This window comes from Sphingomonas azotifigens NBRC 15497 (assembly GCF_002091475.1).
GTDB lineage: Bacteria > Pseudomonadota > Alphaproteobacteria > Sphingomonadales > Sphingomonadaceae > Sphingomonas > Sphingomonas azotifigens.
In genome coordinates this window covers 14,658-31,318 of sequence record NZ_BCTR01000005.1, presented here as the reverse complement: position 1 = coordinate 31,318, position 16,661 = coordinate 14,658, and the positions used below count along the sequence as shown (strand labels likewise).

The following is a 16,661-nucleotide window of genomic DNA, read 5'->3' as shown; positions in this document are numbered from 1 at the left end:
CAGGCGAATGGATCCCCGCCTGCGCGGGGATGACGTTGGGTGCGGCGTGGGCGCCGGATCCGTTCACAACGCATGTGCAGCCAGCCCCTCATCCGCGCGGCAACTCCACCGTGACGAGCGTGCCCTGCCCCGGCTCCGAGATCAGCTCGATCCGCCCGCCATGGGCCTCGACGAACTGCTTGGCGAGCGGCAGCCCCAGCCCCAGCGCGCGATCGCCGCCGCGCGAGGTGCCGACCTGGGCGAACCGGTCGAACGCGCGCGCCACCGCTTCGGGCGCCATGCCGGGGCCATCGTCGCTGACGATCACCCGCGCCACCCGCGCATTGCCGTCGAGGTGCAGCAGCACGCGGCCGCCCTCGCCCGTGTTCGATACGGCGTGGCGCAGCAGATGCTCCACCGTCTGGCGGATGCGCCGGGCATCGCCCTGGACGACGCCGGCGGTGCCGGCATCCTCGATCACCAGCTCGATCGCCTTGCCCTTGGCGAGCGGTGCGATCACGTCGGCGGCGCCGCTGGCGGCCAACTCGATGTCGACGGTCTCGCGCGCGATCGGCTGGCCTTCGCTCTGGGTCAGGTCGAGCACGTCGTCGATCAGCCCGCCGAGCCGATCGACCGACATCAGGATCGCCTCGACATATTCCTTGCCGTCGGCGCTCAGCTTGCCGGCGAACCCGCCCTGCAGCATCTCGGCAAAGCCCTTGATCGAGGTGAGCGGCGTGCGCAGCTCGTAGCTCATATTGGCGACGAAGGCGGTGCGGACGCGGTCGGCTGCCTCCAGCGCCTCGTTGCGATCCCGAAGGGCACGCTCGACCCGCTGGCGATCGGTGGTGTCCAGCATCGTCACCAGCGCGTTTCCATCCGGCAGTGGCACCGCGGCGATGTCGAAATGGCGGCCATTGGCAAAGGTGATGCTGGAGCCGCGCTGCTGGCGATCCTTGGCGGCGAGCCGGATCAGGTCGCCGATGATCTCGGCGCGCGCAGGATTGACCAGCTTCGCGCCGGCCGACTTGACCAGGGGCGCGATCTGCGGGTGGCCGTCGAGGAAGCCGTCGTCGAAACTCCACACCTGGCGAAACTTGCGGTTCCACAGCTGGAGGCGCCCCTTGCCGAACACCGCCACCGCCTCGGCAAGGCTGTCGAGCGTGGCGGTGCGCACCTGCTGCATCTCGCCATGCTCGCGCTGCAGTTCCAGCTGCTGCGTCTGGTCTTCGAAGATCAGCAGCAGCCCGCCTTCGGGGAGCGGCTGCGCCACGACGCGGAGGTGGGTGGTGCCGACGCTCCAGCTTTCCTCCACCGCCTCCGGCGCAGTGAACCATTCGCGGCGCTCCGCCTTCCAGTGGGGGAAGTCGCGCACGTCGGGCAGCTTGCGTGCCTCGCGCATCCGCTCCAGCACGCGGTCGAACTCGGGCCGATCGGCCAGCCACTCGTTCTTCATCGCGAACAGGCGCCGGAACGGCTGGTTGCAGAATACCAGGCTGCGATCCGAACCGAATTGCGCGACGCCGGCGGACATCCGGTCGAGCATCGCCCGCTGCGCCTCGGCAAAGCGCTTCAGACCGCCGCGTGCCCGTTCCAGATCCTCGATATCCACTGCAAAGCCGGCGATGCCGCCGGTCGGCAGCGGCACGTCGTGCAGGCGGAGCATGCGGCGGGCACCGGCGATCGTCGCCGGCATCGCGGCCGATTGCGGCTCCTGCGAATCGCGGGCAATCGCGGCGTTGGCGAGCGGACCGCCAAGCCCGGCGCCGTCGACCAGTTCCACCCCGCGCGCGACCACGTCTTCGGCGTCACTGCCTTCCACCGCGCGGACATAGGCGGTGTTGACCATCAGCAGCCGCAAATCCGGCCCGCGATACCACATCGGCATCGGCGCCGCCTCGATCAGCGCGGTCAGCGCATCGAAGGCCGCGCGCAGCCGATCGGCCTCACGCTCCAGCGCCGCCGTCTCGGCCTGACTGTCGGTGGCGTCGAGCACCCACAGCAGCACGCTGCCCGGTGTCTCCACCGCTTCGGACGCGCGTTCGCCGAGCACCAGCAGCATCCGCTCGGAGCCGCGCACCGGCAGGGACAGCCGGAAGGACTGGCCGGCGCGCTGCGCCGCCTCCACCTGATCGGCGAGCAGTTCGGCGTCTTCGGGCTCGAGCCCGGCATCCTTCTGGGAAAGCTTGCCCAGCGATTCGACCGGCCCGTCCAGGCCCAGCCACGCGGCCAGCCGCGGCGACATTTCCACTCGCCCGTCGACGCGCACCAGCATCGGCAGCGCCGGCGAGGTCCGGGCGAAGCGGAGCAAGCGGCGGTTCTGCTCATAGGCGGTACGCGCCGCCGCCCGCGCCGCCAGCCCGGCATAGAGCGCCCACACCGCGGCGATCAGCACCAGCGCCAGCACCGCGCCGACGATCGCGGCGCTGCTCTGCGAAAGAACGATCATCGGGGAAGATGCCGGCATGCCATCGCTGCACCCTTATGCGAATCCATGCCCAAACGAAAAGGGGCCCGGCTGGTGCCGAGCCCCTTCCCGTTCATTTTGGTGCGTCCGATCAGAACTTCACGGTCGCGCCGAGGTACATGAAGCGCCCGACATTGTCGAAAATGGCGCTGCTGCCGTTGCCGAGCAGGCCGTAGGGCGGGCGCTTGTCGCCGATATTGTCGACGCCGCCATACAGGGTGAACTGGCGGTTCACGTCGAGCGTGCCGCGGATCGAGTGGTAGAACACCTCCGGATAGTAGACGATGTCGGCATAATAGGGATCGAGCGCCGGCACGCCGTTGGTGTCATGCTGGGCTTCCCAGTCGGTGACCGACTGCTTGCCGATATAGCGGACCTGATAGCCGATCGTCACCGGGCCATGGGTGTAGTCGACCGAGGCGTTCACCCGCCAGATCGGATCGCCCAGTTCGCCCTTCACCCGCTCCGGACGCTCCGGCGTGTCCAGGTACGGATAGTCGGTGCGGTTCTGGACATAGGTGGCGACCGCCCGGAACGCGATCCGGTCGTTCGCGAACACCTTGCGGTTGTAGGACAGGTCGAAATCGATGCCCTTCGCCCGCAGCGCCGCGAAGTTGACGCTGCTCTGCAGCAGCGCCGGCGACGCGAAATAGCCGTTCGACTGGCGCGGATTGATCAGCTTGCAGAACTGGTTGTCCAGCGTCGGCGCGTCATAGCAGGCGTCCAGAATGGTCTGGGCGTCGACCGCGCTGATGACGTTGCTGATCTTGATGTCGTAATAATCCGCGGTGAACGACAGGCCCGGCACGAAGCGCGGCTGCACGATCACGCCATAGGTCCAGCTGCGCGAGGTTTCCGCCGTCAGGTTCGGATTGCCGCCCGACAGGATCTCGAGGGTGCCCGCACGGGTACGATCGTTGACGAAGCCGGTCGGCACGCCCGCCGCGGCGCAGTTCGCCGCACGGGTCGCACGGCCCTTGGTAATCGAGTTGACGTCGCACGGATCGTCAACCGACGCGAAGTTCTGCGACGGCGACGAATAGAGGTCCGCCAGCGAGGGCGCGCGCACCGACTTCGAATAGTTCACGCGGAACTTGATGTCGCGGACCGGTGCGTAGATGCCGCCGGCATTCCACGCCCACACCGTGCCGGTCGCGCCCTTGTAGTCCGCCACGCGGACCGCGCCGTTGACCGTCAATTCCTGCGCGAACGGAAGGTTGCGCAGCAGCGGCACGTCGAGCTCGCCATAGGCTTCCTTGACGGCGAACGAGGGCGGGTTGAAGTCCGGGATCGCGTTGAGGAAGGTCGCCCCGCTCTTCACCAGATCGTCGTAGCGGTAGAAGGCGGTTTCACGACGATACTCGCCACCGATCGCGAAGCGCACCGGGCCGCCCGGCAGCTCGAACCACTTGCTCGTATCGCCGATAAGGTTGGCATTGATGTCGAGCTCGGTAGCCTTGCCGGTGCGGATCGAGGTGGTGTTGATGTAGTTGCGCGCCGCCTGGCTGACCGAGCCGTCGCCCAGCAGGTTGATCGGCACGCACTTCGGATCGGTCACCGTCGTCTGGTTGATCCGGCAGACGATCTGCCCGGCCGAATTCCGCACCGCGTCGACCGCATTGTAGAAATTGCTCTCGATGCGATTGTTGTAGAATCGCGACGTCGAGTGGAACTCGCCGTAATTGACCGAGAAATCATACTTCCAGGTCGAGTTGAAATTACCCTCGACGCCTGCGACGAAACGGTAGGTGTCGCGGCGGTCGAACTCGTCACGCGTGCCGAGATCGTTGTTCTCGCGGTTCAGGCGGAAGAATTCCGCACCGGCGGGCAGCAGCGAGCGGATCGTCGCGGCAGCAGCCGGCTGCAGATACGGGTTGTCGAGCCGGATCGGAACGCCGACGCTGGTGCCGTAATACAGGTCCGCCGGGCGCGTGATCGGGTTGCCATTGGCATCGGTGTCGCGGACCAGGCCCTGCTCGCCGCCCTGCGCGAAGGTCGGGCTGCCCTGGTTGAAGCTCTCGACGCGAACGAACTTGGCTTCGAAGAACGGACGGAACGCGTCCGAGACGTCATAGTGGCCGAGCACGTTCGCGACATAGCGGTCGAGGCGCGGAACCAGCGTGCCGCGATCGTTCAGGACCGCGCCGTCGCCGCCCTGGTTGTTGCCCGAGCCGGCCGGCCGGAAATCGGTGCCGTAGTTATATTCGCGCAGCGAGCCGTCCGGGCGGAAGCCGAAGATGCGCGGGAAGCCGTTGGCGACGCAGGCATTGGCGGTCGTGCACGAACGCGTGCTGGTGCCGTTATAGGCGATGAAGTTGCCGCCATTGTCATAGCCATAGCTGTGCACGCGGGTCAGGTAGGTACGATCCGGCTTGGTATTGTCGAGCGCAGGATTGTCGACCAGCTGGATCTGGTTGCGGCCGTCGACGGCGCCGGTCAGCTCGGGGCGGTCGGCATAGGTCACCAGGTTGGCGCGGTTATATTCGAGCGCGACGGCGATGTTGCCGCGGCCTTCCGAGAAGTTCTTGCCGAACGTGCCGGACAGGCGATAGGTGCCGCGATCGGCCTTGTCGCTGATGCCGGCCTGGGCGTTGAGCGTCACGCCGTCGAAGTTGCGCTTGGTCACGAAGTTGACGACGCCGGCCATCGCGTCCGAGCCGTAGACGGCCGAGCTGCCGCCGGTCACGACGTCGACCCGCTCAAGCAGATCGGTCGGGATGGTGTTGACATCGACCTGGAACTCGCCCTCGACCGAGGTGACGTGGCGGCGGCCGTTGACCAGCACCAGCGTGCGGGCGGTGCCGAGGCCGCGCAGATCGAGCAGGTTGAGGCCCGAAGTGCCGATGAACTGGGTCGAGCTCGCCTGGCTGTAGGTGTTGCGCATCGACGGCAGCGCGTTGAGCGCGTCACCGACGACGACGCCGCCGTTGCGGGTCAGGTCGGACACGGTGACCGAGGTCACCGGGATCGGCGAATCCAGGCCCGGGCGCGAGATGCGCGAACCGGTCACGACGATCTCGGCCGGCTCCTGCGCCTGGGCGGCGGGGGCCGCCGGCGTCGCCGCGGTGTCGGTCTGCGCAAAAGCGGGAAGCGCGGCCTGGGCCGCAACGAGAGCCGCGAACGACGCGGAGAGCTTGAGGCCGCCCTGACGGCCTGCACGAAGGAAACGCATTACATACCCCTTTACGGACGCATATTTTTACGATGCGCCCGTGAAAGCCCTCCGCGCTTCCGCAATGTTGCAAATATATCTGAACCTTGTCTGCAGCGCGACCGACCGGGGCATTATTGCCGCCACGGGAAACGTAACACTAATTTCACAATTTCTGTTGCCGAACCGCAACACTGACGATGCATTTCTGCATCAACGCGCAACAGAAATGGCCGCCCCAGGGAACCCCGGAGCGGCCATGACAAAACAGCGCAGCAGGCGCCTTTCGCTTAGTAGCGGTAGTGCTCCGGCTTGAACGGACCTTCCGGCTTCACGCCGATATAGGCAGCCTGCTTCTCGCTCAGCTTCGACAGGTGCACGCCCAGCTTTTCGAGGTGCAGCGCCGCGACCTTCTCGTCGAGGTGCTTCGGCAGGACGTAGACTTCGTTCTTGTAGTGCTCGCCGCGGGTCCAGAGCTCGATCTGCGCCAGCGTCTGGTTGGTGAAGCTGGCCGACATCACGAAGCTCGGGTGACCGGTGGCGCAGCCCAGGTTCACCAGGCGGCCCTTGGCGAGCACGATGATCTGCTTGCCGTCCGGGAACTCGACCAGGTCGGTGCCCGGCTTCACTTCGGTCCACTTGTAGTTCGACAGCGCCGCGATCTGGATCTCGCTGTCGAAGTGGCCGATGTTGCAGACGATCGACATCGGCTTCATCGCCTTCATGTGATCGGCGGTGATCACGTCGGCGTTGCCGGTGGCGGTCACGAAGATGTCGGCGCGCTTCACGGCCTCGTCCATCGTGACGACCTCGAAGCCCTCCATCGCCGCCTGCAGCGCGCAGATCGGATCGATTTCGGTGACCATCACGCGGGCGCCACCGTTGCGGAGCGACTGGGCCGAGCCCTTGCCGACGTCGCCGAAGCCGGCGACGCAGGCGACCTTGCCGGCCAGCATCACGTCGGTGGCGCGACGGATCGCGTCGACCAGCGATTCCTTGCAGCCATAGAGGTTGTCGAACTTCGACTTGGTGACGCTGTCGTTGACGTTGATCGCCGGGAACGGCAGCTCGCCCTTCTTGGCGATCTCGTACAGGCGGTGCACGCCGGTGGTGGTCTCTTCCGAGACGCCCTTCAGGTTCTGCACGGTCTTGGTGAGATAGCCCGGATACTTGGCGACGAACGCCTTCAGCGCGCGCTGGAACTCGACTTCCTCGTCATTCTCCGGCTCGCCCAGCGTCGCGCCGGCTTCGAGCTTGGCGCCCCACAGCGCGAACATGGTCGCGTCGCCGCCGTCGTCTAGGATGATGTTGGCGGTGGTGCCGTCGGTGTCCGCGCCCCAGTTGAAGATGTCGCCGACATAGTCCCAATACTCGGCCAGGCTCTCGCCCTTGACCGCGAACACCGGCACGCCGGTGGCGGCGATGGCGGCGGCGGCGTGGTCCTGCGTCGAGAAGATGTTGCAGGTCGCCCAGCGGACCTGCGCGCCGAGCGCGGTCAGCGTCTCGATCAGCACGGCGGTCTGGATCGTCATGTGCAGCGATCCGGTGATGCGCGCGCCCTTCAGCGGCTGCGACGGGCCGAATTCCTTGCGGAGCGCCATCAGACCGGGCATTTCGGTCTCGGCGATCTCGATCTCCTTACGGCCGAAATCGGCGAGCGCGATGTCCTTGATGACATAGTCGTTGGTAGCCACGGGCTGCTTCTCCAGTTCAAGCAAAATGCGGGCGTACCGGGACTCCTCCCGGCCGCATGGGTGCGCCCCTAGCCGCTTCGGGTCAGGCGCGCAATGTTAATATAAAGATATCTTTATATGCCGATCGCGCCAATTCAAGCGGTGCCCGTGCTATTTGCCAATAGCCGCGGATCGATGCCTGCGCCGACAAACCCTTCGGCCCAGCGTTCGTACACATCGGTGTCGTAGAGCAGGCTGATATCGGCGGGCGTGTTGAACCAGCCATGGCGGGTCAGTTCCTCCTCCAGCTGCCCCTCGCCCCAGCCGGCATAGCCGAGCGCGACCAGCCAGCGGCTGGGGCCGCGCCCTTCGGCGATGGCGCGCAGCACGTCGATCGTGCCGGAGAGCTGCCAGCGGCCGGCAACGTCGATCGTGTCCTGGCCGCTCCAGTCGGCGGAGTGGAGGACGAAGCCGCGCCGGGGCTCGACGGGACCGCCGAAATGCACCGGCACGTCGGGCACCGCGCCGGGGTCGATCTCGAACTGTTCGAGCAGATCATGCAGGCTGACGCCTTCGATGGTGGCGCCGATGCCGATGCCGAGCGCGCCCTCGACATCATGGGCGCACATCGCGATGACCGCGCGTTCGAAGCGCGGGTCGCCGATGCCGGGCATGGCCAGCAGGAATTGGCCGGTGAGGGAGGGCGTCGAATCCATGCGATCCACCTTATCGTTCCCCCTGTCTACGGGCCACGCTTGAATTTGTTGCGCGGGATGCGATGGAGGCGCCGCGGCCGCACCGCCGCAGGATTCGCAAGGAGAGAGCAGCATGACCATCCAGACCGGCGATCGCATTCCCGACGCCAAGCTCGTCAAGGTCACCGCCGAAGGCCCGGACCAGGTCGACGCGCCCGCCTATTTCGCCGGCCGCAAGATCGCGCTGTTCTCGGTGCCGGGTGCCTTCACCCCCACCTGCTCGGCCAAGCACCTGCCGGGCTTTGTGGAGAAGGCCGACGAGATCAAGGCCAAGGGCGTCGACGAGATCGCCTGCACCGCGGTCAACGATTTCTTCGTGATGAAGGCCTGGGGCGACGCCAATGGCGTGGCTGACAAGGTGACGATGCTGGCCGACGGCAATGGCGGCTTCGTCGAGGCGCTGGGCCTGACGCTCGACGGCTCGGCCTTCGGCCTCGGCACGCGCGGCCAGCGCTTCGCGATGATCGTCAATGACGGCGTCGTCGAGCAGCTGTTCGTCGAGGCGCCGGGCGCGTTCGAAGTCAGCTCGGCCGAATATGTGCTGAGCAAGCTCTGATTGCAGGCGGGGGACACCACCGCCTTACCTTGGTCGTCATTCCCGCGAAGGCGGGAATCCATTTGCCAGGACGTCTCGGCAGGCGCCGTGACGGCACCACCAATGGATCCCCGCCTTCGCGGGGATGACGCCGGGATAGAGGGTGGTGCCGGGATGGCGAATAGCCCCCCCATTCCGCCAGCCGACTTGCCAGAGTCATCTTCCGCGCTTAGCGATGGAAGATGACTCAAGCCTCCGATATCGTCGCCGACCTGGATCGGCTCTATCGCGCCTCGGTCGAACGACTGCAGCAGGCGCTCAACCGCTACATCACCGACGGCACCACACCCGATCCCGAAAGCCGGACGGACGGCAGCTTCGCCTATCCCGAACTGCGCGTTACCTATCGCGGCGGCGTGAACCGGCCGATCCCGCGGCGCTCGTTCGGCCGATTGGTGGAAGCGGGCGATTACCGCATCACCGTGACCCGCCCGGCGATGTTCGCCGACTATCTGACCGAGCAGCTGACCTTCCTGATCGAGGATTATGACGTCGAGGTGCATGCGGTCACCGGACGGCAGGAGATCCCCTTCCCCTATGTGCTCGATCCGAACACGATCCTGAGCCTGGATGACGTCTCGGCGACCGAGCTCGGACGTCACTTTCCGGCGACCGAGCTGTCCCATATCGGTGACGAGATCGCCGATGGGCTGTGGATCAGCCAGGACGAGACGCGGCCGCTGGCGCTGTTCGACGCGCTGCGCACCGATTTCTCGCTGGCCCGGCTCAAGCACTATACCGGCACCCCGGTCGAGCATTTCCAGCAATATATCCTGTTCACCAACTACCATCGCTATGTCGATGAGTTCGTGCGCTGGGCCTGCGCACAGCTGGGCCCGGACAGCCGCTTCATCGGCGTCTCCGGCGCGGGCGGGATCGTGATCGAGGATGCCGCGGATGCCGACCGGCTGGTCAGCGACGGCGCGTGGCGGCGGCATCAGATGCCGGCCTATCATCTGATGGCCGAGGGCCGCACCGGCATCACGCTGGTCAATATCGGCGTCGGTCCGTCGAACGCAAAGACGATCACCGATCACCTTGCGGTGATACGCCCCGAAGCATGGCTGATGATCGGCCATTGCGGCGGCCTGCGCCCGAGCCAGCGGATCGGCGACTATGTGCTCGCCCATGCCTATCTGCGCGACGACCACATCATGGACGACGTGCTGCCGCCGGAGATCCCCATCCCCGCCATCGCCGAAGTTCAGCAGGCGCTGGCGCGGGCGGCGGAGACGGTTTCGGGTCAATCGGGCGACGAGCTCAAGCAGCGCCTGCGCACCGGCACGATCGTTACCACCGACGATCGCAACTGGGAGCTGCGCTATTCGCAGTCGGCGCTGCGCTTCTCGCTGAGCCGCGCGGTCGGCGTTGACATGGAGTCGGCGACTCTGGCAGCACAGGGCTATCGCTTCCGCGTGCCCTATGGGACGCTGCTCTGCGTCTCGGACAAGCCGCTCCACGGCGAACTCAAGCTGCCCGGCCAGGCCAACCGCTTCTACGAGCGGGCGATCGCCGAGCATCTGAAGATCGGCATCGAGGCCTGCGAGGAACTGCGCCGCGAAGGCGCCAAGCTCCACAGCCGCAAGCTCCGCGCCTTCAACGAGCCGCCGTTCCGGTGATCGCTTAAATCCTCGCCCCGCGAGGGGAGAGGATAGCGAAGCTTGGCGCGCAAGCGCCTAGCGCAGCTTGGAGAGGGGCGGGCGGCGCGAAGCGCCGCTGAACAGCCCCCTCTCCCTCCCACCGCCTTCGGCGGCGAGCCCCTCCCTCTCCCCGATGGGGAGAGGGGTTCGGGATCAGAATACCGTTTCGAGCAGCACCACGCTGGGGTCGCCCTCGACCTCGCGGGCAACGAAGCCCATCTCGCGCTCCAGCTCGATCGCGAGGTGGTTCTCGCGGCTTTCGATCGACTGAAGTCGCTTCACGCCGCGCGCCTTGGCCTCGGCGGTGATGTAGTTGAGCAGGCTCCAGCCCACCCCCTGCCCCTTGCGATCCGCGCGGATCGAGATCGCGACCTCGGCCGTATCCAGCGCGTCGTCGCAGGCGAGCATGCCCGAGCCGACCAGTTGGCCGCCCTCGGCGGTGAACGCCAGATAGCTCTCGGTCTTGTGGTGATCGACATGGATCAGCGCCGCCGCCTGGTGCGGCTGGAGATGCGGGCTGGCGGTGAAGAAGCGGAAGCGGCGATCCTCATTCGAGACGTGATCGAAAAAGTCCTTGAGCAGCGCCGCGTCGTCCGGACGCACGGTGCGCACGTCGATGACGAGCCCGGAGCGGGTCGACAGTTGGACAGGCTCTGCGGTGGTCGCGGTCATGACGGTATCTCCACAAGCGATGCATGGCGCGCTAGGCCGACTAGGCGCGCACGCCCATCCGTAAACCTCACAGGGCTGGACGCAAGGTTTCGGGCAGCCTGCTTCCCCGCGCTGCCGTCATCGGCGGCAGCGGCGGCTCGACCGCAGGCTCCGCCGTGGCGCTGCGAACCCGGTTCCGCCCTTCGCGCTTCGCCGCGTAGAGCGCCTGGTCGGCTGCGCCGACGATCCGCTCCCAGGCCAGCGCAGCATCGCGCTGCTCGGCGTGACCGATGCTCACGGTGCAACGGATCGGCGCGTTCCCGGGCACATCCACCACTTCGAGCCGCGCCACCGCAGCGCGCACGCGCTCGGCCAGGCCGAGCGCTGCGTCCGGATCCCCCGGCAGGATCAGGAATTCCTCGCCGCCGATACGGCCGACGAAGTCGTCGGCGACGGTCACCCGGCCGATCTCCCGCGCCACCGCAATCAGCACCAGATCGCCGGCGGCATGGCCATGCTGGTCGTTGATCCGCTTGAAGTGATCCACATCGATCATGAGTACGGCCAGCGATCCGCCGAGCGCACGGACCTGCTCGGCGCGTCGTTCGCCCCGCTCCCACAGCACCCGGCGGTTCCAGAGACCGGTCAGGCCGTCATGCGTGGCATAGTGGAACAGTTGCGCGTCAAGTTCGCGGCTCAGCATCCAGAGGATGCACGGGGTGATCGTCGCGGTCAGCAAGATGCGGGCGATGAGTCCAAAGCCGGTCGTCGGATCCTCCAGCGCCGACGCATCGGGATGGACAAGCCACCAGAGCATGCGGGCAACGAGCACCGCTGCCCAGAGGCCGTGCGCCGCTGCCGCGATCCGCGCGACCGAGCGCCGGGATTCATCGGCGCAGGTCCACAGCGCCCGCGCGGCCGCGATCGTCAACAGGCCGCGCAACGAACCGCCCAGCGCCACCATCACGCGCATGTTTTCGTAATCGGCAAGGACATAGCCGATCTCCACTAGGACCAGTAGCCCTGCCGGCGTCAGCACCCACAGATCGCGCCTTGGCCGCGCCAGGTACCGCATGATGGCGAGAAAGTTGAGCAGCGTCCCCGCATCGATCAGCAGATTGCCCGGCAACGCCGGAACGCGAAAGGAGACGAAGGCGGGCAACAGAAGGGCAAAGAAGCCGGCGGCAATTGCGAGGTTGGCGAAACACCACAGGAGCATGCCGCCCGATCTCGTCGCGTGCGGACGGCGAAGCGCGACCGCCAGGAACGCCACCGCCGAGATCAACGAAATCAAGATGTTGAGAACCATCAGCGTCCCGGGTTCGAGAACGAGATACATCGATTGCCGCATATTCGGAGTCCGCCGTCCCTCACCCTCACGCGCTTTTGCGCGATAGGTATTGCAAAGCGGATAATCAATTTCGGGAAATCACGGCGGTCTGCGACAGGTGGCGCCCTAGCAATCGGGCGGGTTCGCGCCTATGTCCGCGTCCAATCATGGCAACGCGACTCCCCGAAGCCCCCAAGGTGGGCATGGTGTCGCTCGGCTGTCCCAAGAATCTGGTCGACTCCGAGCGTATCCTCACGAAGCTCCGTTCGGACGGCTATGCGCTGTCGCCGGACTATGCCGGCGCGGACGTCGTGCTGGTGAACACCTGCGGCTTCCTCGACAGCGCCAAGGAAGAATCGCTCGAGGCGATCGGCGAGGCGATCGCCGAGAACGGCCGGGTGATCGTCACCGGCTGCATGGGCAAGGAAGCCGAGGTGATCCGCGCCCGCTTCCCCAATGTGCTCGCGGTCACCGGCGCGCATCAATATGAGGAAGTGGTCGGCGCGGTGCACGATGCGGCGCCGATGCCGCCCTCGCCCTTCGTCAACCTGGTACCGGACAGCGGGCTCAAGCTCACCCCGCGCCACTACAGCTATCTGAAGATCTCGGAAGGCTGCAACCATCGCTGCAGCTTCTGCATCATCCCCTCGCTGCGCGGCGACCTGGTCAGCCGCCGGCCCGACGCGATCCTGCGCGAGGCGGAAAAGCTGGTCGCCGCCGGCACCAGGGAACTGCTGGTCATCAGCCAGGACACGTCGGCGTACGGGATCGACATCCGCAAGGAGCCGCGCGCCTGGAAGGGCCGCGAAGTCGTGCCGCACATGACCGGCCTCGCCCGCGAGCTCGGCCAGATCGCGCCCTGGGTGCGGCTGCACTATGTGTATCCCTACCCCCATGTCGACCAGGTGATCCCGCTGATGGCGGAGGGGCTGGTGCTCCCCTATCTCGACATCCCGTTCCAGCACGCAGCCCCGAATGTGCTGCGCGCGATGAAGCGCCCGGCCAACGAAGCCAAGGTGCTCGAGCGGCTGCGCGGCTGGCGCGCAATCTGCCCGGACATCGCGATCCGCTCGACCTTCGTCGTCGGCTTCCCCGGCGAGACCGAAGCGGACTTCCAGTACCTGCTCGATTGGCTCGAGGAAGCCCAGCTCGACCGCGTCGGCGCGTTCCGCTTCGAGCCGGTCGAAGGCGCCTCGGCCAATGACCTCCCCGGCGCGGTGCCCGAAGACGTCAAGGAAGAGCGCTACGCCCGGATCATGGAGAAGACTGCCGCGATCAGCGCCGCCAAGCTCCAGGCCAAGATCGGTCGACAGCTGGAGGTGATCATCGACGCGGTCGACGAGGACGGCGGCGCCACCGGTCGCAGCCAGGCCGATGCGCCCGAGATCGACGGCGAAGTGTTCCTGCGCGACTCCGGCCATCTGGAGCAGGGCGATATCGTCCGGGTCCTGATCGAGGACGCGGACGAACATGACCTTTACGGCGTACCGATGGACTGATCGGCTGCGGGCTTGATCGGCAGCCTGCCGACGGCCCGCAGCACGAGAAAGACGATCGCGACGAACGGGAGGGCAAAGCTCAGCACCCAGGGCTGCAACGGCCCCTGCTGGAAGCCGGCAGCGCCCAGCAACAGGAAGCTGATCGGCAGGAAAACCCAACCGCCGCTGGTCCAGTTCAACTGGAACACGCCGAACGAAAACAGCGCGCCGATGCACCAGAGCCATTTGAGCCGCAGTCCCTTTGTTCGCAACACGAGGACAAAGGCAATCACGCTGGTCGCCAGCGCCGCTCCCATGGCGGCAAGCCACAAATAGTGAATGCCTCCCTTGCCTTCCAAGGCGAGGCGGTTGGCCGCCATCAACGAGCGATCGAGCGGCTGGACAAAGGCGCCGTTGACCAGGGGCTTCTCGCCGCCGGTGTCGAGCAGGACCTGAATCAACGCCCATTTGCCGTCGCCACCGACTTCGTAGGTGAAGCGCTTGAAGGTGGTCCTGCGGCCGTCCCTCTCAAACCATTGCACATTCACCCCGCCAAGCACCGGCGTCCCCTTCGGCGCAAGTACCTGCATCTGAGCAAGGATGGTGGCGTTCAACTGCGCGCGGAGCGACGCGTCGGCATGGCCGGACAACCATTTCAGGTCGTCCCCCTGCACTGCACGCACGGTCTGCAGGGCCAGCGCCTGCTCCTCCGCCGTGCTGAATTGGTTGAACGCCTGCTGATAGGAACAGGCCGATAGAAACAGCAGAACGAACGCGACAAAGACCCGCATACGCACCCCCCAGGCCAGCATTCCTACGCCGGAGCAGACGCCGTCGCAACGATCCGTTGGCAGGGTGCTCGGCGGGCGCTAAGCCGCTGCGGTCATCTCCCGGAGGCCCGATGTTCCGTACCGCCCTTGCCGCTACCCTGCTGATCGCCACCCCCGCCGCCGCCCAGCAGCTCACCCCCGAGCAGAGCGCCAAGGTCGACGCCATCGTTGCCGATGCGCTGAAGAGCAGCGGCGTGCCGTCCGCCTCGATCGCGATCGTGCGTGACGGCAAGATCGTCTTCGCCAAGGCCTATGGCGATCAGGGCCCCGGCATCAAGAACGGGCCCGACGCCAACGCGAAGTACCAGATCGCCTCGGTCTCGAAGCAGTTCACTGCCGCGGCGATCCTGCTGCTCGCCGACGAGGGCAAGCTGAGCCTCGACGACACGGTGTCGAAATGGGTGCCCGAGGTCACCGATGCGGACAAGATCACCATCCGCCAGCTCTTGAGCCACACCGCCGGGCTGCAGGATTACTGGCCCCAGGATTACAGCTTCAAGGCGATGGAAACACCGGTGACTCCGCAGCAGATCGTCGACCGCTGGGCGAAGAAGCCGCTCGACTTCACGCCGGGTGCCGCCTGGCAATATTCGAACACCGGCTATGTCGTGGCGGGCATGATCATCGAGAAGGCATCGGGCCGGAAGCTGCTCGACTATCTCGAGGCGAAGATCTTCAAGCCGCTCGGGATCAAGGCGGTCGACCAGGACAAGGCGATCGGCAAGGGCTTCCCGCAGGGCAGCAACCGCTTCGCGCTCGGCCCGGTCCGCCCGGCCAAGCCGGCGGCGGACGGCTGGCTGTGGGCGGCCGGCGAGCTCGCGATGAGCGCTACCGACCTCGCCAAATGGGACATCGCCCGCATCAACCGCACGGTGCTGCCGGCCAAGGACTGGGCGGTGCAGGAAACCGAAGTGAAGCTCGCCGACGGTTCGCCGACCCATTACGGGCTGGGCGTGTCGCTGGGCGAGCATGGCGGCAAGACGGAAGTGTCGCACGGCGGCGAGGCAGTCGGCTTCCTGACCAACAACGTCGTGATCCCCGAGGAGAAGTTCGCCGTGGTCGCACAGGTCAGCGCCGATTTCGGCCGGGCACAGGATACGATCACGCAGGGGATCACCGATCTGCTGCTGCCGGTCGCCACGCCGCCCGCCGCGCTCACGCTCGACCAGCAGCGCGACGCGCTCGCCCGGAAACTGTTCGACCAGCTCCGCGCCGGCACCCCCGATCGCAGCCTGATGACCGAAGATGCCAACTATTTCTTCAACGCCACCGTGCTCGGCGACTATCGCGACAGCCTCGCGCCGCTCGGCGCACCGCTCGCGTTCGAGCCGATCGGCAAGGCCCGGCTGCGCGGCGGCTTCGTCAACCGCAACTACCGCATCCGCTTTGCGGACCGCGAACTGATCGCGGTGACCTATGCCGAGCCGGGCGCAGACGGCAAGTTCGAGCAGTTCCTGGTGATGCCGCGATGAGCAGCAGCGAGTCGCAGGAAAAGTCCCGGGCGGCGCGCCGCCGCTGGATCACCTTCGGCGAGATCATCGGCGTGATCGCCGTCGGCATCTCCGGGCTGACCTTGTGGAACAACTGGAACGATCGGCGCGAGACCAAGGCCGAACAGGCGGCCACCGCCTCGCGTGCCGCGACGCGCGCCAGCCGGCTGGTGCTGGTGGCCGGCGAGACGGGTAAACACGAATTGGCGCTCAAGACGTCGTCGGCCGACCAGACCGTGCAGAGCCAGACGATCCTGTTCCCGCCGGCGCTGCAACTCTCCGCCGCCGAGACCACCGGCGAGCCCCGCATCGATGCCGGCTGGTTCGAACATGCGCTCTTCCGCGCCCGCAACGATGCGCATCTGCCCGATGCGAGCCGCGGCGACGAGCGGCTGCCGATCGTCATCGTCACCCGATTCCTCGCGGACGGCGAGCCGCACGAGGACGTCGCGCTGTACGATCTCGGCTACAGCATCACCGGCAAGTTCCTGAGCGGGCACAGCCTCACCCTGCGCGGGCTGTCGCTGGTCAGCCATGTCAAGCGGGACCATGCGGAGGCGAAACTCGATACGCGCTGGAAGAAGCTGCTGGCCGGCGCCGGCGGGTCCTGACGCCGCTTTCC

General features: G+C 66.6%; 12 protein-coding genes. 5 read left to right on the top strand and 7 right to left on the bottom strand.

Going from position 1 to position 16,661, the window contains the following annotated elements; translation table 11 throughout:
- Window positions 1-88 precede the first annotated feature (88 nt).
- From SAZ01S_RS02730 to SAZ01S_RS02715, 4 genes are all read right to left on the bottom strand, one after another.
- Window positions 89-2,428 carry a PAS domain-containing sensor histidine kinase gene (locus tag SAZ01S_RS02730; RefSeq protein ID WP_084579820.1) on the bottom strand — a complete coding sequence of 780 codons (2,340 nt, stop codon included), beginning with the start codon at window positions 2,426-2,428 and terminating at the stop codon, window positions 89-91.
- A gap of 109 nt (window positions 2,429-2,537) precedes the next feature.
- The gene (locus tag SAZ01S_RS02725) at window positions 2,538-5,618 is read right to left on the bottom strand and encodes a TonB-dependent receptor domain-containing protein (protein ID WP_084579818.1); all 3,081 of its coding nucleotides are present in this window, start codon (window positions 5,616-5,618) and stop codon (window positions 2,538-2,540) included.
- Between the two features lie 269 nt (window positions 5,619-5,887).
- On the bottom strand, window positions 5,888-7,306 hold the full coding sequence (ahcY, locus tag SAZ01S_RS02720) for an adenosylhomocysteinase (protein WP_174596082.1): 1,419 nt from the start codon (window positions 7,304-7,306) through the stop codon (window positions 5,888-5,890).
- Between the two features lie 119 nt (window positions 7,307-7,425).
- On the bottom strand, window positions 7,426-7,986 hold the full coding sequence (locus tag SAZ01S_RS02715; protein ID WP_084579816.1) for a YqgE/AlgH family protein: 561 nt from the start codon (window positions 7,984-7,986) through the stop codon (window positions 7,426-7,428).
- A 112-nt stretch (window positions 7,987-8,098) separates the two neighbouring features.
- On the opposite strand from SAZ01S_RS02715, the gene SAZ01S_RS02710 reads away from it, so the two are divergent.
- Window positions 8,099-8,581 carry a peroxiredoxin gene (locus SAZ01S_RS02710; RefSeq protein WP_084579814.1) on the top strand — a complete coding sequence of 161 codons (483 nt, stop codon included), beginning with the start codon at window positions 8,099-8,101 and terminating at the stop codon, window positions 8,579-8,581.
- 221 nt (window positions 8,582-8,802) lie between these two features.
- Window positions 8,803-10,239, top strand: coding sequence for an AMP nucleosidase (locus SAZ01S_RS02705; RefSeq protein ID WP_084579812.1), 1,437 nt, complete (start codon window positions 8,803-8,805; stop codon window positions 10,237-10,239).
- A 174-nt stretch (window positions 10,240-10,413) separates the two neighbouring features.
- Here SAZ01S_RS02705 and SAZ01S_RS02700 read toward each other — a convergent pair whose 3' ends face one another.
- Both SAZ01S_RS02700 and SAZ01S_RS02695 read right to left on the bottom strand, forming a co-directional pair.
- Window positions 10,414-10,932 (bottom strand): GNAT family N-acetyltransferase, encoded by a 519-nt coding sequence (locus SAZ01S_RS02700; RefSeq protein ID WP_084579811.1) that lies wholly within the window; start codon window positions 10,930-10,932, stop codon window positions 10,414-10,416.
- A 67-nt stretch (window positions 10,933-10,999) separates the two neighbouring features.
- Window positions 11,000-12,250 (bottom strand): GGDEF domain-containing protein, encoded by a 1,251-nt coding sequence (locus tag SAZ01S_RS02695; RefSeq protein ID WP_218018010.1) that lies wholly within the window; start codon window positions 12,248-12,250, stop codon window positions 11,000-11,002.
- Between the two features lie 158 nt (window positions 12,251-12,408).
- On the opposite strand from SAZ01S_RS02695, the gene rimO reads away from it, so the two are divergent.
- Window positions 12,409-13,740: a 30S ribosomal protein S12 methylthiotransferase RimO gene (rimO, locus tag SAZ01S_RS02690; protein WP_084579807.1), complete on the top strand. Its 1,332-nt coding sequence runs from the start codon at window positions 12,409-12,411 to the stop codon at window positions 13,738-13,740.
- Here the strand turns inward: rimO and SAZ01S_RS02685 are convergent.
- A complete protein-coding gene (locus tag SAZ01S_RS02685) occupies window positions 13,719-14,531 on the bottom strand; it encodes an O-antigen ligase family protein (protein WP_084579805.1) in 813 nt (270 codons plus the stop codon). The genes rimO and SAZ01S_RS02685 overlap by 22 nt on opposite strands.
- 89 nt (window positions 14,532-14,620) lie before the next feature.
- On the opposite strand from SAZ01S_RS02685, the gene SAZ01S_RS02680 reads away from it, so the two are divergent.
- The gene (locus tag SAZ01S_RS02680; RefSeq protein WP_084579803.1) at window positions 14,621-16,021 is read left to right on the top strand and encodes a serine hydrolase domain-containing protein; all 1,401 of its coding nucleotides are present in this window, start codon (window positions 14,621-14,623) and stop codon (window positions 16,019-16,021) included.
- Entirely contained in the window at window positions 16,018-16,650 is a 633-nt protein-coding gene (locus SAZ01S_RS02675; RefSeq protein ID WP_084579801.1) for a hypothetical protein, read from the top strand. The genes SAZ01S_RS02680 and SAZ01S_RS02675 overlap by 4 nt, the downstream gene beginning before the upstream one ends.
- Window positions 16,651-16,661: the final 11 nt, after the last annotated feature.

Bases quoted from the DNA above. Each gene is read 5' to 3' on its own strand.
- SAZ01S_RS02730 (WP_084579820.1), bottom strand. From the start codon at position 2,428: ATGATCGTTCTTTCGCAGAGCAGCGCCGCGATCGTCGGCGCGGTGCTG.
- SAZ01S_RS02725 (WP_084579818.1), bottom strand. From the start codon at position 5,618: ATGCGTTTCCTTCGTGCAGGCCGTCAGGGCGGCCTCAAGCTCTCCGCG.
- SAZ01S_RS02715 (WP_084579816.1), bottom strand. From the start codon at position 7,986: ATGGATTCGACGCCCTCCCTCACCGGCCAATTCCTGCTGGCCATGCCC.
- SAZ01S_RS02710 (WP_084579814.1), top strand. From the start codon at position 8,099: ATGACCATCCAGACCGGCGATCGCATTCCCGACGCCAAGCTCGTCAAG.
- SAZ01S_RS02705 (WP_084579812.1), top strand. From the start codon at position 8,803: ATGACTCAAGCCTCCGATATCGTCGCCGACCTGGATCGGCTCTATCGC.
- SAZ01S_RS02700 (WP_084579811.1), bottom strand. From the start codon at position 10,932: ATGACCGCGACCACCGCAGAGCCTGTCCAACTGTCGACCCGCTCCGGG.
- SAZ01S_RS02695 (WP_218018010.1), bottom strand. From the start codon at position 12,250: ATGTATCTCGTTCTCGAACCCGGGACGCTGATGGTTCTCAACATCTTG.
- rimO (WP_084579807.1), top strand. From the start codon at position 12,409: ATGGCAACGCGACTCCCCGAAGCCCCCAAGGTGGGCATGGTGTCGCTC.
- SAZ01S_RS02685 (WP_084579805.1), bottom strand. From the start codon at position 14,531: ATGCTGGCCTGGGGGGTGCGTATGCGGGTCTTTGTCGCGTTCGTTCTG.
- SAZ01S_RS02680 (WP_084579803.1), top strand. From the start codon at position 14,621: ATGTTCCGTACCGCCCTTGCCGCTACCCTGCTGATCGCCACCCCCGCC.
- SAZ01S_RS02675 (WP_084579801.1), top strand. From the start codon at position 16,018: ATGAGCAGCAGCGAGTCGCAGGAAAAGTCCCGGGCGGCGCGCCGCCGC.